This window comes from Brevibacterium sp. R8603A2, assembly GCF_023072605.1.
GTDB classification, from domain to species: Bacteria; Actinomycetota; Actinomycetes; order Actinomycetales; family Brevibacteriaceae; genus Brevibacterium; species Brevibacterium pityocampae.
Genome location: NZ_JALLGN010000001.1, coordinates 197190 through 216338, shown reverse-complemented (window position 1 = coordinate 216338; position 19149 = coordinate 197190). Strand labels below are relative to the sequence as shown.

Genomic DNA, 19149 nt, shown 5'->3' with positions numbered 1-19149 from the left:
GAGGTGCGAACCGCTCCCGAGGCGCCTGCCGGCATCGTGCCGGCGGGCGCCTCGTGCGTGGGGCGGGAATGCCTGATCGCGGGGTGCTGGGCGCTGGGACATGCTGTGTCGCTGGGCGTGCTGGGGCGCCGGGCGTGCTGGGCAGCTGGGACATGTTGGGGCACCGGGCGTCGGGGCGCCGGGCGTGCTGGGCAGCTGGGACATGCACTACCGTGATGCCGTGACCCGAACCGCTGACTCGCCGGCCTGGACCGCTGGAGCCTCCCGATGACCGCGGGGGCGTGGGCCGTGCTGCTCGGCACCTGGGCGGTGGCGGTCGCCTCGCCCGGGCCCGACTTCGTCGCGGTGCTGCGCGGCTCGATGGCCGGCGGCACGGCGCGCGGACTCCGCGTGGCAGCAGGTGTGGTGGCCGGGATCGCGGTGTGGATCGCCGCCGCGCTCATCGGGATCGTCGCACTGATCTCCTCGCACCCGACGGTGTTCCTCGCGGTGCGCTGGGCGGGCGCGGTGTTCCTCGTGCTCTACGGCGGGTACATCCTCAACTCGCTCGCTCGAGCGAGGAAGCAGAAGAGCGGTCACGTGGGGGACCCCGAAGCGGACCCTGCGGGGGATCGAGGCGAGAGTGCGAGCACGGTGTCGTCGGGCCCGGGCTCGGCATCCGAGTCGACGACTGGGTCGACGTCGACATCGGTGGCCGCTTCGATTCAGATGCCCACCTCGACTCAGGTGCCTGCCTCGGCTCCGGCACCCGCCCCGACTTCGGCACCCGCCTCGGCCCCGGGAACAACCCCGGCTCCGGCACCCGCCCCCGCATCCACCTCGACTCCGGCGCGGTCGGGCTGGGCCGATGTGCGCCTCGGCTTCCTCACGAACACCGTGGGCAACCCGAAGGCCGTCGTGTTCTTCGGGGCGCTGTTCGCCGGCATCCTGCCCGCCGGGATCGAGGTGGGGGAGTCCGTGGCGGTGGGCCTGGCGATGGCGGGGATCGCGCTCGTGTTCTTCGCCGCGCTCGCCTTCGCCACCGGCCGGCCGCTCGTCATCCGCGCCTACGAGCGGGCGCAGACCGCGATCGACACGGTCGTGGGTCTTGTGTTCGTCGTGCTCGGCCTCGCTCTGCTGCCGTGGGGCGGAGTGTGAGAGGGTCGGCCTCCACCATCGGACCGCGCCCGTAGACTCGCATCCATGAGTGCACCGCAGGAACCCCGTCGGACGGATGAGGCGGCAGAGCCGGCCGCGACAGGGCCGGCCGACAGCCCCGGTGCGGCACCGACCCAGCTGCCGACCTCCGCAGGAGAACCCGCCTCGGGGCCGGTGAGCCGGCAGGTTGCCGATGAACCCGGCGGGCCGGTCGTCGGCGAGGACGGGAAGGCGCGGACGCCATGGGCGTACGGGCACCCGCTGCTGCTCGACTACTACGACACCGAGTGGGGACTGCCGGTCACCTCGGAGACGGGGATGTTCGAACGGCTGAGCCTCGAGGGGTTCCAGGCGGGGCTGTCGTGGCTGACGATCCTCCGCAAGCGCCCGCGGTTCCGCGAGGTGTTCGCCGGCTTCGACGTCGACGCGGTCGCCGAGTTCGGGAGCGGGGACGTCGCGCGGCTGCTCGAGGACCCGGGAATCATCCGGCACCGCGGCAAGATCGAGGCCTGCCTCCGGAATGCTCGCGCCACGATCGCACTGCGTGACGGAGGCGGTCTCGTGGCGTTCATCGAGTCCTTCGCTCCGGAGACGACGCCGCAGCCGCGGACCATGACGGAGGTGCCCACGGTGAGCGCGGAGTCGACGGCGCTGTCGAAGGCGCTGAAGAAGCGCGGCTTCGCGTTCGTCGGTCCGACGACCATGTACGCGCTGTTCGAGGCGGTCGGGATCGTCGACACGCACCTGCTCGGTTCGCACCGACGAGGGGTGTCAGGGCGGTGGCCTGCATGAGGGCAGCTGCGCGGGCCTGGGCCGGGGCCGGGACGATCCCCGTGGATGGTGCAGCGGTTCCGAGGCGGTGGCCGGAATGAACATCGTCGTGTCCGCGCTCGTCGTCGTGCACCCGGATGGGCAGCGCCTGCTCATGGTGCGGAAGTCCGGGACGACGTCCTTCATGCTGCCCGGCGGCAAGCCGGAACCGGGCGAGTCCGCAGTGCAGGCGATCGTACGGGAGATCGCCGAGGAGCTCGGGCTCGCGCTCGACCCGGTCGATCTCGAGGAGCTCGGGACGTGGACGGCGCGGGCGGCCAACGAGGCGGGGTTCTCCGTCACCGGCACGGTGTTCCTCCATGACGGGATCCCGGACGGGCTCGACGTCGAGGAACCGCAGGTGCTCGAGGAGATCGAGGAGGCCGGCTGGTTCCCCTGGGACGCGCTGCCGGCGGACACCCCGGCGCGGCAGTTCGCTTCTCTCACCCGCGACCACGTGATCCCGCACCTGCGCAAACGGCTGCGCGCTCGATCGGTGCAGGCACCGCGGGATTCGACGCCGGGTTACTGGGCGTCGGACCAGGCGTAGAGGGCGCGGTAGAGCTCGACGGGTGCGCAGCCGCAGGCATCGGCGAGGGTCATGAGCGTGGAGTTGTAGTCGAGGTAGTCGATCCGGGCCGGGTTGTCCGAATCGAGGTGACCGGCGGCGTGGAGTGCTCCCACGGCTCGGGCGTCCATGATCGCGAAGCGCTTGGGGTACACCGCGGACAGGAGCGAGCTGGCGAGCGGCACACCGACGCCGTCGAGGGTGCGGAGGATGTCGATGCGGAACTTGTCCGGGGTGTCGTCGTCGAGCGCGACCGAGGTGATGAACCGGATGTCGTGCTTCGCGTGGTGCTCAAGGCGGTTGAGCACGGCGAGGCCCTTCCACTGACCCACGCGGAGGAAGCCCTTGCGCTTCATCCGGCCCTTCTTGCGGGCCTTCGGCCCGTCCTTCTCCAGGACGCGCTGCTCGATCCCAGTGATCTCGTAGCGCGGCGCGAACTCCGCGACGAAGGAGCTGTCGATGACGGGCGCGGCGGAGCCCCGGCCCGTGCTCGTCGCCGGCGCCGATGCGGATGCCGATGCAGACGAGCTCGGCTTCTCGGCTGCGACCGGTGCCGCGGTGGCCGGGGACTTCGATCTCGTCGGCGGCTTTGACTTCGCAGGTGTCTGCGAGGGCGGGCCGGACTTCGTCTGCGACGACGTCGCTGACGGTGTGGAGGGGGTCGACTGCGCGGTCGACTCGGCGGTCGACTTCGCCGAGGACTTCGGCTTCTTCACCGACTTCTTCGCTGACGACTTCGGCTTCGCGCTCGTCGACTTCGCACCTGCCTTCGGGCTGGACTTGGCGGTAGCGGTCTTCTTCGCGCCGGCCTTCTTCGTTCCGGCCTTCTTCGCGCCGGTCTTCTTCGATGTCGAGGTCGATGTGTCCTTCTGGGTCGACTTCGCCTGCGAGGTCGTCGCCGATGCGGACGAGGCGGAACCCGACTTCGCCGATCCGGACGAGGCGGATGCAGAGGTGGGCTTCGCGGATGCGCTCGCGGTCGAGTCGGGGGTGTCAGACATGGATCAAGTCTACGCGGGCGTAGGAGCTGGTGGTCAGGCCGACGCTGGGCGAATCAGAGCATCCCGAATGCCGATGCCGCGACCGGCACCCCGAGCCCGAGGCCGCCGAGCACGGCCACGAGCAGGAAGGTGCGGATCTTCCGCGAGGGGCGCCTGCCGGCAGCGGCAGGAGTCGGCACCGAGGTGGAGCCGGGGATGACGGGAATGCCGTAGAGGTCGCGAGGGATGTCGCGCGATGTGGGGGAGTGCCGATAGTGCTGCACGGGGTCTCCTCGGTGTGGCGGCGGGTGCTGGGACCAGTCAACCCCTCGGCGCGCTTTCGAACGTGGCGAACCTGTGCCGGTTCCGACACACGGGCCGCATCGACCTGCCGATCCCGCCGACCTGCCGCTCGGGCTCGAACTCCCAGGCAGAAATCGTGCGCACATGGCAGCTCGAAGAGCCGACCGAGCATGAGTGACACCTCGACGAGCTGAGTAAGTCCTGGAATCAGCGCGCTGCTCCGCCCGAGTCCCGGGTTCGGCGAGTCGGACCGGCTGGGCACAAGTGTCAGCACTTCGGGCGGACTGACTGCCAGACTTGGCTCGCTGAGCTTCCATCAGCCCAGCACTGCATACCCGCCATCTCTGAATCACCACCAACACGCCAACTCACGCACCCCCTGAAACCGCAATTTCCTGCGGTTTCGTTCACAGAAACCGCAGGAAATTGAGTGGTGAGTAGTGGGCCGTCGGGTCAGCTCGGGCGGGTGTCGGGGGAGACGGTCTTCGCCGGATCGGTGACTGCGAGGTTCCCGACGACCGCGTCGATGCGGGACAGGACCTCGGGCTCGAGCTTCACCCCGGCGGCGCCGACGTTGTCGGCCACCTGCTCCGGCTTCGACGCACCGACGAGCGCAGAGGCGACGTTGTCGTTCGCGAGCACCCACGCCACGGCGAGCTGCGCCATGGACAGCCCCAGATCCGCGGCGATCGGCTTGAGCTGTTCGACCCCGGCGAGCACCTCGTCGGTGAGATAGCGCTTGATGCTCTGGGCACCGCCGCCCTTCTCGTCGGTCGCTCGCGATCCGGCGGGCAGCTCCCCGCCGGGAGCGTACTTGCCGGTGAGCACGCCCTGCGCGATCGGCGACCACACGATCTGGGAGATGCCGAGCTCCTCGCACGCGGGGATGACCTCGGCCTCGATGACGCGCCACAGCATGTTGTACTGCGGCTGCGAGGAGATCAGCTGCACGCCGAGGTCCTCCGCGAGCGCATGCCCGGCGCGGATCTGCTCCGCCGTCCATTCGCTCACCCCGATGTAGAGGGCCTTGCCCTGCCGGACCACGTCGGCGAAGGCCTGCATGGTCTCCTCGAGCGGGGTCTCGTAGTCGAAGCGGTGCGCCTGGTAGAGGTCGACGTAGTCGGTGCCCAGCCGCCTGAGCGAACCGTTGATCGACTCGAGGATGTGCTTGCGCGACAGGCCGGAGTCGTTGTGGCCGCGGGGCCCGGTGGGCCAGTAGACCTTGGTGAAGATCTCCAGGGACTCGCGCCGCTGCCCGGCGAGCGCGTCGCCGAGCACCTGCTCGGCGCGGGTGTTGGCGTAGACGTCGGCGGTGTCGAAGGTGGTGATGCCGGCGTCGAGCGCGGCGTGCACACACTGTGTGGCGATGTCGTTCTCCACCTGGGAGCCGTGGGTGAGCCAGTTGCCGTAGGTGATCTCCGAGATCTTGAGACCGCTGTTGCCGAGATACCGGAATTCCATGTGTTCCTCCTGCTGGTGAGGGTGGGTGCTCACGGGTGCGCGAGCGCATGCGTGCCATGTGCGAGCCTACCGAGGCGACGGCACCGCGGAAAGGGTGCCGGGCCTCAGCCGTGGTCGGGGCGCTGGGCCAGAGTGACGCCGGTGCCGGTCCGGAATCCGGGGAAGAGTCCGGGCAGCGGCGGTGCCGGTCGGCCTCGGGCAGGCTCGCGCGCCATTCACCTCGGCGACTGCTGCCGGTCATCGCCGCTCGTATACTCGCTCACTGTGGACACCTCACGAACCCTCACCCCGCAGATCACGCTCGAGGCGACGAGCGTGCGCCGGCCCGAGGTGCAGGCGCAGTACCAGCACGACGTGCTCGAGGAGAAGGCGATCTTCCCCGAGCGGCGCCCCTGCGCGATGGGGAAGATGATCCGCAAGGCGCGTGACGCCGGTCTCACCGATCCGAGCGAGCCGATCCTCGGCGAGAATATCTACCCTTACGCGCACTTCGCCGACCAGGAGGTGCTCCACCACCAGCTCCTCACCCCGAGCTACCACGTGCCCGACATCGACGACCTCCGCGAGATCGACCCGGTGGCGTGGGAGAAGTTCTACCTCGAGCAGGGCGAGCTGCGCCGGGCTGGGCGCGCAATCTTCATCCACGGCCTGGGATCCTCGGCGATGTCGGTCGCCGCCCACGTGCACGCCCACGTGTTCACGCTGGGCGCGAAGATCTCCGTCTTCGACTACGACCAGGAGGAGCAACGGGTGCGGATCCGCGCCGGCGACTGCTGGCTCGTCGACACCGAATCGGGAGAGCCGCTGCCTGCGCCCGAGCCCTGGGAGCCGGAGGCCAGCGTGTGCGACCACGTCTACCAGGACCGATTCGGCTGGGCCTGAACCGCGCTCCGTCCGAGGCGCCCCGCGTGAGCTGAGACGTGCCGTGCCGCCGTCGGTGCCCGCGGTCGAGCCGGGTGGAGGGGAGGCGTCCGAGACTGTGCCCGTCGCCGGAGCGCTGTGGCCGGGCTGGCCGGGAAGCACTCTGCGAAACGAGCGCATCGCTCATCTGTGTTCGATGGGGTGGTCCGGGCATACTGGGCTCATGTCCACTGATATCGAGATCGCGTCCCGCGCCGAGCTCAAGCCGATCGGTGAGATCGCCGCGTCGATCGGGCTGAGCTATGAGGACATCGTGCCCCATGGTCACCACGCGGCGAAGCTGCCGCTGAGCGTGCTCGCGACCGGGGCCGAGGCGGTCGCCGCTCCCGGCAGGCTCGTCCTCGTCACCGCGATGAGCCCGACGCCTGCCGGTGAGGGCAAGACGACGACGAGCATCGGGCTTGCCGATGCGTTCGGACACCTTGCGCGCGAGGAGAACTGGCCGGCGGTCGAGGGCAAGGCGCCGGCGGTGCTCGCGCTGCGTGAGCCGAGCCTCGGCCCGGTGTTCGGGATGAAGGGCGGAGCAGCCGGCGGCGGCTGGGCTCAGGTGCTGCCGATGGAGGACATCAATCTCCACTTCACCGGGGACTTCGCCGCGATCGCGCTCGCGAACAACCTCGCGTGCACGATGCTCGACAACCACATGCACTTCGGCAACGAGCTCGACATCGACCCGCGGCGCATCACGATCCGGCGCGTCGTCGATCTCAACGACCGTGCCCTGCGGCAGATCGCGATCGGGCTCGGCGGCTACAACGGTGGGATCCCGCGCGAGGACGCCTTCGACATCGTCGTCGCGAGCGAGGTCATGGCGATCTTCTGCCTGGCGACCTCGCTCGAGGACCTCAAGGAGCGCCTGGGCCGGATCGTCGTCGCGCGCACCCGTTCGAAGAAGGCTGTGACCGTCGACGACCTCGGCGCGGCCGGGGCGATGACTGCGCTGCTGCGCAATGCACTGCGACCGAATCTCGTGCAGACGATCGAGCATACGCCGGCGTTCATCCATGGCGGGCCGTTCGCGAACATCGCCCACGGCTGCAACAGTGTGCTCGCCACGGCCGCCGCTCGCCGGTTCGGCCAGTGGGCCGTGACAGAGGCGGGATTCGGCGCCGACCTGGGTGCGGAGAAGTTCCTCGATATCACCATGCGGGCCATGGACTCGTGGCCGGATGCGGCGGTGGTCGTCGCGACGGTGCGCGCGCTGAAGTATCACGGCGGGGTGCCGCGGGCCGACCTCGAGCTGGAGAACCTCGAGGCGCTCGAGGCGGGGCTGCCGAACCTCCGGCGGCACCTGTCGAACCTGAGCGAGGTGTTCGGCGTGGCCACGGTGGTGAGCATCAATCGGTTCCCCTCGGACACTGACGCCGAGGTGGACCGCCTCGTCGAGCTGCTCGCCGCCGAGGGGATCGCCGCGGTGCCTGCGACGCACTGGGCCGATGGCGGCGCGGGTGCGGTCGACCTGGCGCGGGCCGTCGTCGGCGCGGTGGAGGGTGGCGCTGCGGCCGGGGGTGCTGCCGCCGGTGCCAGCACGGGTGCCTCTGCCGGTGCCGCGGGAGCCACTGAATCCGAATCGAATGCACCCACGTCGATTGCTCCCGCACCGAATGCTCCCACGCCGCAGTACTGCTACGACCTCGACGAGTCCCTGGAGGACAAGATCGAGGCGATCGCGGTGCGGACTTACGGGGCATTGGGCATCGAGATCCTCGCCGCCGTGCGGAAGAAGCTCGACATGTTCACCGAGGAGGGTTTCGGCGGGCTGCCGGTGTGCATCGCGAAGACGCAGTACTCGTTCTCGACGGATGCCGCGCAGCTGGGCGCGCCGACCGGCCACACGCTCACGGTGCGCGATGTCCGGCTGTCCGCAGGCGCGGGATTCGTCGTCGTCATCTGTGGTGAGATCATGACGATGCCGGGGCTTCCACGCAATCCGGCGGCGCTGAAGATCGATGTGGACGGCGACGGGCGGATCACCGGATTGTTCTGACACTGCCCGGGTGTCCCGGCCGATGACGATGACGACATGAACGCACAGGGACGGAATCCACCGGGGTGCCTGGTGGCCTAGGGAGCCGTGGCCGTAGGCGGGATCATCGGGCTCCTCGTCGGGCCGCAATCTGAATCATGCTGGGGTCGTCGCCGATGTTCTACGACTCCGAAGATCCGTGGTTCGACAACCCGGTCACCTTCGACCTGGGTGGCGGCGCGGACGAGGACGGCGAATCCGACGGTGATTCCGACGGCGGGGATCCCGATGGTGACGGTTCAGGTGGTGAGGATTCCGAGGACCGCGGCCAGGGCACTGGTGATGGCGAGCAGAACCCCGGCGATGGCGACTCCGATGGTGAGGATGACAACGGTTGATGCTGTTGCACCGAAGCCACGGCTGACGAACCCGCCGCGGATCGACGTTTCCGCAGTCGTCTCCCAGGAAAACATGGGGTGGTCACGGATGGTGATCGTCGAACCCTGGGCAGGTCGGGGTTGCACCTCCCGCGCCGGGTCGGCCCGGTTCCCGGGCCCCGGCATAATAGGTCGCATGAATCGCCCCGAGCCGTCCCCCTCCTCGCGTCTGCGCCTGGCGGCCCGGGTCGCTCGATCCGCAGCCCGCGCCGGCTCCCGCCTCCTCGCCGAGCGCACCGCTGCGGCCCGGCTCCCCGCCGCCTACCGCCCGCAGCCCGCGGATACCTTCATCGCTGCCGCCCACCATGCCGGGGACGACGGCTCGCTCTACCAGCTCGAGCAGTGGCTGTGGCCCTTCGAGCGGCTCGCCGAGCGGCTGCGGGAGGAGACCGGGATCGCCGAGCCCTTCGGGATCCTCACCCGCTCGGCCCCCCATGCCCAGCGCCTCACCGAGCGCACGGACCTGCCAGTGCGCTACTCCAGGCACTCCTCCGGACTCGGCGCCTTCATGTCGGCGCCGAGCCTGCGGGTGGTGTTCTACGCCAACCAGGCGACCCAGAACTTCCAGGCGCTGCGGTACCCGCGGCCGGCCCACGTCCATCTGAGCCACGGGGAGAGCGAGAAGATCTCGATGATCTCCAACCAGCTCAAGGCCTACGACCGCGTGTTCACCGCCGGCCCCGCGGCCCGGGCCCGCCTGCTCGGCACGCTCATCGAGCTGCCCGCCGAGCGCCTCGTCGACGTCGGCCGTCCCCAGCTCGACGCCCCGCGCGCGACGCCGGAAGACGTGCTCGCCGGCATCTTGGGCGGAGGCGATCACCCAGCCGCCGATCCCCGCCCGCTCGTGTTCCTCGCCCCCACCTGGGAGGGTGATTCGCCGGCGATGGCCTACGGCACCCTCCCGGAAGCGGGGGAAGCGCTCGTGACGGCGCTCCACGCGGCCGGGATGCGAGTCCTTTACCGGCCGCACCCGCGCACCGGCCGGATCGATCCGCGTTTCGCCCGCGCGCACGAGCGGGTGTCCGCCCTCGTCTCCGCCGCACCGGGCTCGCGTGTCGACGACTCCCCGAACGTGGGCTGGCAGTTCGATGCCGCGGACGCGTGCATCGCGGAGATGTCCTCGGTCGCCTTCGACTGGCTCGCGACGGGCAAGCCGCTCGTCATGCTCCGCCCCGTCCATCCCGGGGCCGAGGTGCTCGCCGGCGGGCTGTTCGACCGGGTCCCCGCCGTGCGGCCGAACATGCCCGGTGCCGCCACCGAGGTAGTGGCGGCGCTGTCCGTTGAGCTCACCGGGGGCACCGGCCGGGAGGAGCGCCTCGCCGCCGGTCGCCACTACCTGGGCGACACGAGCCCCGGTGCCCAGCAGGCGCGCTTCGAGGACCGCAGCCTGGAGCTCCTCCGCCTGCGGGACGCGCAGCTCGCAGACTCTTGAGGGGTGACCGCCCGGCCCCGCGGATCGGACGGTGTTCGGCCTCTCCCGGCGGCCCAGGGGAGGCCCCTGCCGCCCAGGTGAACGCACGGTGACGAAACAGGAACTATACTGCGACACAACCATGAACGACTGCGCTCCTCGAGGCCGCCGATGATGCCGGTGCGGAGCCAGTGAAACACCACCACCGCGGAGGCATGTATGCGCCGGGTCATCACCTACGGCACTTTCGACCTGCTCCACTACGGCCACATCCGGTTGCTCCAGCGCTGCAAGGAGCAGGGCGACTACCTCGTCGTCGCGCTGTCGACCGACGAATTCAACGCCGGCAAGGGCAAGGAATCCTTCTTCTCCTACACCGACCGCAAGAACATGCTCGAGGCGATCCGCTACGTGGACCTCGTGATCCCGGAGGAGACCTGGGAGCAGAAGGAGGCCGACGTCGACCGATTCCACATCGACACCTTCGTCATGGGTGACGACTGGATGGGCGAGTTCGATTTCCTCAAGGGTCGCTGTGAGGTCGTGTACCTGCCGCGCACCCCGGAGATCTCCACCACCCGGATCAAGAACGACCTCGCCGCGCAGCCGCGCTGAGCGAGCGCACACACGGGAGAGGAGGACGCGATGACGATGCAGCAGGAGCGCAGCACCGGTGCATCCCGACCTGCCCGCCCCACGCTCGAGCAGCTCCGCGCCGTCGCCCAGCCGCCCGAGGTCCGCAGCCGGAAGAACGCCGAGCACTGGACCGCTCAGCTGTACCTGCGCCACATCTCGATCTACTGCACCGCACTCCTCGTGCGGACCCGGATCTCCGCCACCGGCGTCACCGCGCTCATGATCCTCGCGGGCTGGTGCATCGCCGCCTCCCTGCTCATCCCGGGGATCTGGGGTGCGGTGCTCGCACTTCTGTTCTCCCAGGTGCAGCTCTACCTCGACTGCTGCGACGGCGAGGTGGCACGCTGGCGGGGCACCTCGGGCGCGGCCGGAGTCTTCCTCGACAAGGTCGGGCACTACACGACGGAAGGTCTCGTCGCCGTGGCGCTCGGCGTCCGTGCCGTGGGCGAGCTCGGGCTGCTGCGCACCGACCCCGGCACCGCCTACCCCTACCTGCTCGCGGGCGCCCTGCTCGCCGCGCTCGTCCTCTTCAACAAGGCGCTCAACGACATGGTGCACGTGTCGCGCGCCTTCGCCGGCTTCGGACGGCTGGCGGACACCGCCCAGGCCACCGCCGTGCACGGGGGAGTCCTCGGTGCGGCGCGGCGCGCGGCCCGGTTCGTCCCCTTCCACCGGATCTACCACTCCGTCGAGCTCTCGATGCTCGCCGTCGTCGCTGCGCTCGTCACCGCGGGTGCCGCGATCATGGGCGTCGCCGGGCCCGTGCCCGTCGTCGGCGATCCCGGGCTGCTCGGCGAGCGGTGGCTCGTGCTCCTGCTCGTGCCGCTGTGCCTGCTGTCGGTGATCGGCCACTTCGTGGCGATCATGGCCTCGAGGAGGCTGCGCGCATGAGTCCTGATAGCGCCTATCCGCTGTCCCCGGACGACCTCGGGGGCTCGCGCACCTCGCGCCAGCACGACATCGCCCGTGCGCGGCGGGCGCGCGAGCGCGCGGTGCGCGGAACCCATGAGGCCCCGAACACGGCTCCGCGCCGCACCCCGGTGCTGCGGCCCCCGCGTTCGCGGAAGTACCGCTTCGGGGTCGTGATCCTCACCCAGGGGAAGCGCCGCGGCGAGCTGTGCCGTGCCGTCGACTCCGTGCTCGCCCAGCGCGGCGTCGAGCTCGACGTCGTGTGCGTGGGCAACGGCTGGAAGCCCACCGGGCTGCCCGACGGCGTCAAGACCCTCGAGCTGCCGGAGAACATCGGGATTCCCGCCGGGCGCAATGAGGGCGTGCCGCACGTGTCCGGCGAGTTCATCTTCTTCCTCGACGACGACGCCTGGCTGTCCGACGACACGACGTTGATGAAGATGGCCCAGCTCATGCGGACGAAGCCGGGGATCGGCCTGATCCAGCCCCGCGTCCTCGACCCGGACGCGGCCACCGCGCCGCGCCGCTGGATCCCGCGCCTCTACAAGCGCTCCGCCGCGCACTCCTCCAACGTGTTCTCCGTGTGGGAGGGTGCGGTGTGCCTGCAGCGCAAGGCCTTCGACGCCGCCGGCGGCTGGCCCGCCCCGTTCTGGTACGCGCACGAGGGCATCGAACTCGCCTGGCGGATCTGGGACGCGGGCTTCCAGGTCTGGTACATGGGGGAGGTCGCCGTGGCCCACCCCGTCATCGACCAGCGGCGCCACGACGAGTACTTCTACATGAATGCGCGCAACCGGGTGTGGCTGGCCCGACGCAACCTCCCGTGGCCCATCGGGCTGGCCTACGTGGGCTCGTGGACGGTGATGCAGACGCTCGCCTGGTCCGGCAAGCCGGAGCAGCTGCGTCCGTGGTTCGAGGGCTGGCGGGACGGCTGGAAGGATGACCCGTGGGGGCCGGACGAGGTGCGCACCAAGCTCACCGGCCGAGGAGTGGCCCGGATGACGATTCACGGTCGCCCCCCGGTGGTGTAACCGGAGCGAAAAGCGGTCGAGGTGCCCGGCCGTCGAACGGATCCGGGCATCGACGCTGACGAGGAGGATGCGGGCGGTTGCCTACCATGGCGATGCCCGCGCAGATCACGAGTATGGAGTGTGGTTGAGACGATGCCGCTGAAACCTTGGGTAGGACGGCTGCGATCCGCGGTGGGCTCCCGTCTTTCCGTCGAACAGAAGATCAGGATCACGCGAATTCGACACGGTGAGGAGCGGTGGCAGCGGCGGATCAAGGACGTCGGGCGGGTTCAGGGGTGGGTGCCATTCACCTCTCACGTCGTTCCTGCAACAGTGGATCGCGCCTACGACGCCCGGACGGCAGTGGACGACGCCGTCCGCGCGGTCAGGTCAGCGCTGGATGCGGCAGACTGCGAATACGTCCGTCTCCCCGGATTCGACGTCTTCGATCCCGTGATCGTGGTCGATCGGGCCGCGGCGTCGATGGTGGTGCGCGCCCTCCGAGTCCTCGACCCGCGTGAAGGTTGGGATATCGATGCCAGTGATGGAGCCGATTCCGCGGTGGTGCGGCGACGCATCGTGTCACCGGATGGCCGTGAGCTCTCCACCCCGCGGGAAGCGGTGACGGTGCTGTTCTGGGAGAGGCTTCCCGACGGCGTCGAGCGGGTCGACGGCTCCACCCATCTGCCCGGCACGCTCCACCGCCTGCCCCGCCATCGGCGAACGGTGGTCGACTATCTCACTCCTGAGGTGTGGCGGACCGCGCTGGAACACCCCGAGCGACAGGTGGACATCATCGCGCCTCGGCTCCAGCAGGTCACCGAACCGGTCGACGTGGTCTACACGTGGGTGGACGGCGACGATCCGGAGTGGCTGAAGCGGAAGAACGCGGCGCTGCTCGGAGTCGACATCAGCGAGGTCAACGAGACAGCACATTCGGCTTCGCGATTCGCGAGCCGCGACGAGCTCAAGTACTCGCTGCGATCACTGGAGATGTACAGCTCCTGGGTCAACCACATCTACCTCGTCACCGACAGGCAGGTGCCCGACTGGCTGGTCACCGATCATCCGAAGCTCACCGTCGTGGACCACACGGAGATCTTCACCGACCCGTCGGCCCTGCCGGTTTTCAACTCCCATGCCATCGAGTCGCAGCTCCACCACATCCCGGGGTTGGCGGAGCGCTACCTCTACCTCAATGACGATGTGTTCTTCTGCCGGCCCACGAGCCCCGAGCTGTTCTATACCGGCAACGGACTGTCGAAGTTCTACCCGTCCAAGGCCGTTCTCGACGTTGATCCGCCGAGCGCGCGGGATCTGCCGGTGATGGCCGCGGCGAAGAACAACCGCAGGTTCATGATCGAGACCCATGGGCGCACGGTGACGAACAAGTTCAAGCACACCCCGCACCCGCAGCTCCGCTCCGTGCTGCAGGCGATGGAGGACGAGAACCCGGAACTGTTCGCCGAGGTGGCCGCGTCCCGCGTGCGGCACCCCGCGGACTACTCGATCCCCTCGGCCCTCTACCACTTCCACGCCTACGCGATCGGCAGGGCGGTGGAGGGGAGGATCAGGTACGGGTACCTCGACATCGCTCGGCCCGACGCCGCTCTGCGGCTCCTCCGGTTCGGCAGGCGCACCGATCTCGACGTGCTGTGTCTCAACGACACGAACACGTCCGACGACCAGCAGGAGCAGCTCGCCGCGCTGCTCGGCGACTTCCTCGAAGACCGGTTCCCCGTTCCCAGCAGCTTCGAGGTGTGAGGATGCGCTCCCGAACCCCTGCATCACGTGCGGCACGGGCGATCTCGCACCCCGTCGGTCTCGCCCGCGCCGTGCTGCGCGGCACCCGCCGTCGGGCATCGGCGCTGCGCGCATCGGGTCGCGATCGGGCCGTGGGCATCTCGGCGACGGTGCTGCGCCGCCTCACGCGCAGACGGAGCGCCGGGACCGCTCACCGCGCGGTGGTGCTCGACGGCCGCACCCTCAACATCGACATCGAGCTGTGGAGGGAACCGGCCGGCCCGGTCGAGGTGGTCGTCACGCCGCGCGGCGGCGGAGCACCGCGGACCGCCGGATCGACGATCATCCGCGGCCCCCGGCGCCTCACCGCCACGGCGGTGCTCGATGCCTCGGGCCTCGACCTCGCACCCGGTGCCTGGGACATCGGGGTCCGGATCGGCCGGGACATCCGGCCGCTCGTCCACGAACCGCGCAGCGAGCCGAACTCCGCGACGATGCGCCGGGATCCGGCCGACGATGCCGACGGCGTCGTCCGTCGCACGGAGGCGACCCCGGCCGGAGCATTGGGGCTGCAGGTGCTGGCACCTCGGCCGTCGGTCCACGTGGAGAACGTCGACACCACTCTCTACCGGATGGTCGTCGAGGTCCGGCCGGTGGCGACGGATCTCACCGGCGCGGCGCTCCAGCTCCGCGGCACGGAGGTGGCCGTCCCCATCCCGGCCCGGCCGCTGAACGGGCGGTGGATCCTCGAGATCCCGCTCGCAGCGCTGTCCGAGTGCACGGAGCTCCCGGAGGACCGCGCATCGATAGTGTGGAACATCTTCTGCGAGACCGGAGCGGGCCGCCTGCGCCCCGCTCGCTCATTGAGCGACCTGTGCAATCCGCGGGGGGCCGTCCGCTACGACACCGTCGTCCTGGCCGCCCACCCGAAGCGCGAGCGGTTCCGGCCCTACTGGACCACCGGCGGGGCGCTCGTCGTCGAACACCGACGGACCGGAACGGAGCCCCCGCCGGCTCCGTGATCCCTGCGATCCGGTCCGATCCGCTCACCCGAACCCCAGGAGCACCTGCATGAGAATCACCTACGTCCTCACCACGGCGGATGCCGGAGCCGGCACGGAGCGCGCGATCTTCGCGCAGGCGAACTCATTTGCGGATGACGGTGACGTCGTTTCGATCCTCAGCGTCTATCGAGAGGTCGGAACGCCCTACTTCGACCTGGATCCGCGATGCCGGGTCGACTACGTCGTCGAAGCGGAGCCGGAGCCGAACGAGTCCGACCTGACCCTGAGCCAGAGGATCCACCGCCGGTGGGGCCCGTCGAGACTCATCCCGGAGGCCTGGGACGATCAGTTCTGCTCGGCCTCGGACAGCGCCCTGCCCGCTGCGCTCGCGGCCGTCGAGTGCGACGTCCTCGTCACGACCACCCCCGCGCTCACCGTCCTGGCGGCACGCTTCGCACCGCCGGAGGTCGTGATCGTCGAACAGGAGCACCGCGCGGCAGTGAGCCGCAGCGCAGCGAGCATGGAGCCGCTGCGGCGTGCAGCACCGGAGATCGACTGCCTGGTCTCCTTGACCGACCGCTCCACCGAATGGCTGCGGGCGGAGCTCGGCCCCATGGCCCCGCGCCTCGAGACGATCTACAACTCCATCCCGGACATCTTCTACCCGCAATCGTCCTTGACCTCCACGCGGATCCTGGCCGCCGGCCGGCTCGTGCCTCAGAAGAGCTTCGCCCATCTGATCCAAGCTTTCGCGGAGGCCGCTGCGGACAACCCCGGGTGGACGTTGCGCATCCACGGCCGCGGACCGCAGGAGAAGGCGCTCCGCAAGCTCATCCGGACGCTGGGGATGGAATCCCGGATCGAACTGGTCCCCCCGGTCCCGGATCTGCTCGCGGAGTGGTCCAAGGCCTCGGTGTTCGCCCTGAGCTCGCGATCCGAGGGACTGCCGCTCGTCGCTCTCGAAGCCATGGCCGCCGGCCTGCCGCTCATCGCGTACGATTGCGACACCGGGCCGGCGGAGATCATCGACGACGGAGTCAACGGGCTGCTCGTACCCGCAGGGGACATCGGCGGTCTGACAAGCGCGCTGTCCCTGGTCATGTCGGACCGCGAACTGCGGGAGCAGCTCTCCGCGGGTGCCCCGGCCGTCGCCGAGCGGTTCTCCGCCGAGCGGATCCACACGCAGTGGAAGTCCCTCTTCTGCGACCTCATCGCACGCCGGTCAGAGATCCCGAACCGACTCGATCGCGCAGCCCGCTTCGCTGCGGATCACGCGAATACCGACACCGGTCCGGACCGCCTCGGTCACGACTCCGAACCGGAGCTCCAGCAGACCGGTCGGCCCGATGCGGTGATGCGATTGGAGACCTCCGACCTGCGACCGGTGCAGCTGAGCCGGCGAGTTCTCGCGACCGTCGACGCGATCCTCGCCGATGCCAGGATCCGACGGTTCTGGATCCCGGCATACGACCCCGTCCACCATGTGCTCGCGGTGCCCGCCGAGGAGAGGCCCGCGCTCGTGGCGGCGCTGGCGGAACAGGTGCCACCGGCAGCGTCGATCATCCTGTTCAAGGGGAATTCCCGTCTCATCACGGAGCACTGGAACCCGAGCAGCGCGGAGGAGCCGCCGGTGCAGATGGCACAGGCCGATGTCCTCCGGGTCGTTCTCAGCGCAGCGGACACCGCCGGGACGCGAGAATCCGTCACCTACTGCGACATCGAGCTCTGGGCGGAGGACGATGAGGGGCGGCTGGTCCCGCCGCGGCACAACCGAGCGCTCGATCTCATCGCCCCCGAGCAGCTCGGAACACTTTCCAACGTCACGGTGGGCGAGCGCAATGTCCCTGCCCCAGCAGTCGTCACCCGCCGGCTCTGGTCGACCGTGGATTTCCCGATCGACGCGGTCTTCACGTGGGTGGATGACACCGATGAGCAGTGGCAGCAGGCACGCGCCCGCGAGTCGGTCCTCCTCCACCGGGCCGTCCATGCCGAGGCGACGAGTGCCGGGCGGTTCCGGAACCGCGACGAGCTCAAGTACGCACTGCGCGCGCTCGAGGCGAACGCACCCTGGATCCGGAACATCTACGTCGTCACCGCCGGCCAGCGTCCCTCGTGGTACCGGCCCGGCAGCGACCGCCTGAAGTTCGTCGACCACTCCGAGATCTTCTCCGACGACTCTGCGCTGCCGACCTTCAACTCCCACGCGATCGAGGCGAACCTCCACCACATCGAGGGACTGTCGGAGCACTACCTGTACTTCAACGACGACACCCTGCTTACGCGCTACCAGCGGCCGGAGAACTACTTCCTCAGCAATGGGCTCATGAAGTTCTTCGTCTCCCCGACGAAGATCAACGACCTGCCCGGTCTCATCCCGCCGCACTTGGCTGCGGGGATGCGCAACCGCTCACTCCTCGAGCGGGACTTCGGGATCACCATCACCCAGGGAATGCTTCACACTCCCTACCCGCAGCGGCGTTCGGTCAACGAAGAGATCGAGGAGCGCTATGCCGCGGAATGGGCCGACACCGTACGTTCGAAATTCCGCGGCAGCGATGACCTGTCTATTGCCTCGTCGCTCTCGATGTACTACGCCTTTGCGACCGGTCGGGCGGTGCCCGGCAGCGTCCGCTATACCTACCTGCCGCTCGGGGCAGGGGACCTCGGCCGCCGGATGCAGCGGGCGCGCCGGGGATCGTTCGATGTCATCACCCTCGGTGAGCCGGCGGAGACCCCGGAGAATCCTGAGATCATCGATTTCGCCGTCGCGAACTTCCTCGAGGAGATCCTGCCCATCCCCACGGAGTTCGAGAAGTCGTCGTGACGCGAACGCGCGAACTGTCCGCAGCTCGCTGAGCCGTCCGCCGTGCACCACGACAGTACGCCGAAGGGCCTGCACACCGAGGCGGTGTGCAGGCCCTTCGGGTGTTTGTCGACGGCCGGTCGCAGGACCGTCCTGTCGGCCCATCCGGCGGAGTCGCTGAGGAGCGGGTCGATCAGAAGGCGGGGATGACCTCACCCTTGGGCCAGGTCTCCTCGATGAAGGTCCGCACCGAGTCGTCGTGGGCGATCTCGTTGAGCTTCTGGATCGCCTCGTTCTCCTCGTCCCCCGCGCGCACCACGAGCACGTTCTGGTACGGGTTGCCCTCGGGCGACTCGACGAGCAGGCCGTCCTCCTTCGAGGACAGGCCGGCGTTGAGCGCGTTGTTGCCGTTGATCACCGAGGCGTCGGTGTCGGCCAGGGTACGAGCGAGCTGCGCGGCCTCGGCCTCGACGAACTCGAGGTTCTTCGGGTTCTCCGCGACGTCGTGGATCGTCGCGGTGATCGGGTCGACGCCGTCGGCCAGCTCGATCAGCCCGTTGTCGGCGAGCAGCTTGAGCGCACGTCCCTGGTTCGCCGGGTCGTTGTTGATGCCGATCGTCGCGCCGTCGGGCAGCTCCGCGACGTCGGTGTGCTTCTCCGAGTAGAGCGCGAACGGCTCGATGTGGAGGCCCTGCTCGAAGTTGTAGAGCTCGTAGCCCTGGTTCTCCCGCTCGGAGTCGAGGAACGGCAGGTGCTGGAAGTAGTTCGCGTCGAGCTCGCCGTCGACGAGCGCCCGGTTGGGCAGCGAGTAGTCGGTGAACTCCTTGATCTCGAGGTCGAGGCCGGCGTCCGCGGCGAGGTTCTCGTCGATGTAGCGCCAGATGTCGCCGTGCGGGGTGACCGAGGTGCCGATGGTCAGCGTGGTGACGCCGTTCGACTCGGTGCCGACCTCGCCCGAGCCGCCGCCGGTGAGGCCGCAGCCGGTGAGGGCGAGGACGGTGGTCGCGGCGAGTGCTGCGTGCGTGAGCTTCATGGTTCTCCTTGGATGAG

General features: G+C 69.3%; 17 protein-coding genes. 13 read left to right on the top strand and 4 right to left on the bottom strand.

Features of this window, described 5'->3' with window-relative positions; genetic code table 11:
- Positions 1-267: 267 nt before the first annotated feature.
- The 3 genes from MTQ12_RS00940 to MTQ12_RS00930 all read left to right on the top strand — a co-directional run bounded on the left by MTQ12_RS00940 (position 268) and on the right by MTQ12_RS00930 (position 2497).
- Complete coding sequence (locus MTQ12_RS00940; RefSeq protein WP_247423223.1) at positions 268-1137, top strand: LysE family transporter; 870 nt, start codon at positions 268-270, stop codon at positions 1135-1137.
- A gap of 45 nt (positions 1138-1182) precedes the next feature.
- Positions 1183-1929, top strand: a complete 747-nt coding sequence (locus MTQ12_RS00935) for a DNA-3-methyladenine glycosylase I (protein ID WP_282599071.1) — start codon at positions 1183-1185, stop codon at positions 1927-1929.
- Positions 1930-2005: 76 nt separating this feature from the next.
- Positions 2006-2497, top strand: coding sequence for an NUDIX domain-containing protein (locus MTQ12_RS00930; protein WP_247423222.1), 492 nt, complete (start codon positions 2006-2008; stop codon positions 2495-2497).
- Here the strand turns inward: MTQ12_RS00930 and MTQ12_RS00925 are convergent.
- The 3 genes from MTQ12_RS00925 to MTQ12_RS00915 all read right to left on the bottom strand — a co-directional run bounded on the left by MTQ12_RS00925 (position 2473) and on the right by MTQ12_RS00915 (position 5259).
- A complete protein-coding gene (locus MTQ12_RS00925; protein ID WP_247423220.1) occupies positions 2473-3516 on the bottom strand; it encodes a hypothetical protein in 1044 nt (347 codons plus the stop codon). The genes MTQ12_RS00930 and MTQ12_RS00925 overlap by 25 nt on opposite strands.
- 53 nt (positions 3517-3569) lie before the next feature.
- Entirely contained in the window at positions 3570-3779 is a 210-nt protein-coding gene (locus tag MTQ12_RS00920; RefSeq protein WP_247423218.1) for a hypothetical protein, read from the bottom strand.
- A gap of 472 nt (positions 3780-4251) precedes the next feature.
- Entirely contained in the window at positions 4252-5259 is a 1008-nt protein-coding gene (locus MTQ12_RS00915) for an aldo/keto reductase family protein (protein ID WP_247423216.1), read from the bottom strand.
- 264 nt (positions 5260-5523) lie between these two features.
- Here MTQ12_RS00915 and MTQ12_RS00910 point away from each other — a divergent pair, with 264 nt between their 5' ends.
- From MTQ12_RS00910 to MTQ12_RS00865, 10 genes are all read left to right on the top strand, one after another.
- Positions 5524-6141, top strand: a complete 618-nt coding sequence (locus MTQ12_RS00910; RefSeq protein ID WP_247423214.1) for a hypothetical protein — start codon at positions 5524-5526, stop codon at positions 6139-6141.
- 202 nt (positions 6142-6343) lie between these two features.
- Complete coding sequence (locus tag MTQ12_RS00905; protein WP_247423212.1) at positions 6344-8167, top strand: formate--tetrahydrofolate ligase; 1824 nt, start codon at positions 6344-6346, stop codon at positions 8165-8167.
- Positions 8168-8304: 137 nt separating this feature from the next.
- Positions 8305-8544, top strand: a complete 240-nt coding sequence (locus tag MTQ12_RS00900) for a hypothetical protein (protein ID WP_247423210.1) — start codon at positions 8305-8307, stop codon at positions 8542-8544.
- Between the two features lie 175 nt (positions 8545-8719).
- Positions 8720-10015 carry a CDP-glycerol glycerophosphotransferase family protein gene (locus MTQ12_RS00895; RefSeq protein WP_247423208.1) on the top strand — a complete coding sequence of 432 codons (1296 nt, stop codon included), beginning with the start codon at positions 8720-8722 and terminating at the stop codon, positions 10013-10015.
- Between the two features lie 198 nt (positions 10016-10213).
- Entirely contained in the window at positions 10214-10609 is a 396-nt protein-coding gene (tagD, locus tag MTQ12_RS00890) for a glycerol-3-phosphate cytidylyltransferase (RefSeq protein ID WP_247423206.1), read from the top strand.
- 36 nt (positions 10610-10645) lie between these two features.
- Complete coding sequence (locus tag MTQ12_RS00885) at positions 10646-11521, top strand: CDP-alcohol phosphatidyltransferase family protein (RefSeq protein WP_247423636.1); 876 nt, start codon at positions 10646-10648, stop codon at positions 11519-11521.
- Positions 11518-12570 (top strand): glycosyltransferase, encoded by a 1053-nt coding sequence (locus tag MTQ12_RS00880; protein ID WP_247423204.1) that lies wholly within the window; start codon positions 11518-11520, stop codon positions 12568-12570. The genes MTQ12_RS00885 and MTQ12_RS00880 overlap by 4 nt, the downstream gene beginning before the upstream one ends.
- A gap of 279 nt (positions 12571-12849) precedes the next feature.
- Positions 12850-14313 carry a stealth family protein gene (locus tag MTQ12_RS00875; protein WP_247423202.1) on the top strand — a complete coding sequence of 488 codons (1464 nt, stop codon included), beginning with the start codon at positions 12850-12852 and terminating at the stop codon, positions 14311-14313.
- Between the two features lie 2 nt (positions 14314-14315).
- A complete protein-coding gene (locus tag MTQ12_RS00870) occupies positions 14316-15314 on the top strand; it encodes a hypothetical protein (protein ID WP_247423200.1) in 999 nt (332 codons plus the stop codon).
- A gap of 49 nt (positions 15315-15363) precedes the next feature.
- Positions 15364-18120: a stealth conserved region 3 domain-containing protein gene (locus MTQ12_RS00865; RefSeq protein ID WP_247423198.1), complete on the top strand. Its 2757-nt coding sequence runs from the start codon at positions 15364-15366 to the stop codon at positions 18118-18120.
- A gap of 172 nt (positions 18121-18292) precedes the next feature.
- Here MTQ12_RS00865 and MTQ12_RS00860 read toward each other — a convergent pair whose 3' ends face one another.
- A complete protein-coding gene (locus MTQ12_RS00860; protein WP_247423197.1) occupies positions 18293-19132 on the bottom strand; it encodes a MetQ/NlpA family ABC transporter substrate-binding protein in 840 nt (279 codons plus the stop codon).
- Between the last annotated feature and the right edge of the window lie 17 nt (positions 19133-19149).

Bases quoted from the DNA above. Each gene is read 5' to 3' on its own strand.
- MTQ12_RS00940 (WP_247423223.1), top strand. From the start codon at position 268: ATGACCGCGGGGGCGTGGGCCGTGCTGCTCGGCACCTGGGCGGTGGCG.
- MTQ12_RS00935 (WP_282599071.1), top strand. From the start codon at position 1,183: ATGAGTGCACCGCAGGAACCCCGTCGGACGGATGAGGCGGCAGAGCCG.
- MTQ12_RS00930 (WP_247423222.1), top strand. From the start codon at position 2,006: ATGAACATCGTCGTGTCCGCGCTCGTCGTCGTGCACCCGGATGGGCAG.
- MTQ12_RS00925 (WP_247423220.1), bottom strand. From the start codon at position 3,516: ATGTCTGACACCCCCGACTCGACCGCGAGCGCATCCGCGAAGCCCACC.
- MTQ12_RS00915 (WP_247423216.1), bottom strand. From the start codon at position 5,259: ATGGAATTCCGGTATCTCGGCAACAGCGGTCTCAAGATCTCGGAGATC.
- MTQ12_RS00905 (WP_247423212.1), top strand. From the start codon at position 6,344: ATGTCCACTGATATCGAGATCGCGTCCCGCGCCGAGCTCAAGCCGATC.
- MTQ12_RS00900 (WP_247423210.1), top strand. From the start codon at position 8,305: ATGCTGGGGTCGTCGCCGATGTTCTACGACTCCGAAGATCCGTGGTTC.
- MTQ12_RS00895 (WP_247423208.1), top strand. From the start codon at position 8,720: ATGAATCGCCCCGAGCCGTCCCCCTCCTCGCGTCTGCGCCTGGCGGCC.
- tagD (WP_247423206.1), top strand. From the start codon at position 10,214: ATGCGCCGGGTCATCACCTACGGCACTTTCGACCTGCTCCACTACGGC.
- MTQ12_RS00885 (WP_247423636.1), top strand. From the start codon at position 10,646: ATGCAGCAGGAGCGCAGCACCGGTGCATCCCGACCTGCCCGCCCCACG.
- MTQ12_RS00880 (WP_247423204.1), top strand. From the start codon at position 11,518: ATGAGTCCTGATAGCGCCTATCCGCTGTCCCCGGACGACCTCGGGGGC.
- MTQ12_RS00870 (WP_247423200.1), top strand. From the start codon at position 14,316: ATGCGCTCCCGAACCCCTGCATCACGTGCGGCACGGGCGATCTCGCAC.
- MTQ12_RS00865 (WP_247423198.1), top strand. From the start codon at position 15,364: ATGAGAATCACCTACGTCCTCACCACGGCGGATGCCGGAGCCGGCACG.
- MTQ12_RS00860 (WP_247423197.1), bottom strand. From the start codon at position 19,132: ATGAAGCTCACGCACGCAGCACTCGCCGCGACCACCGTCCTCGCCCTC.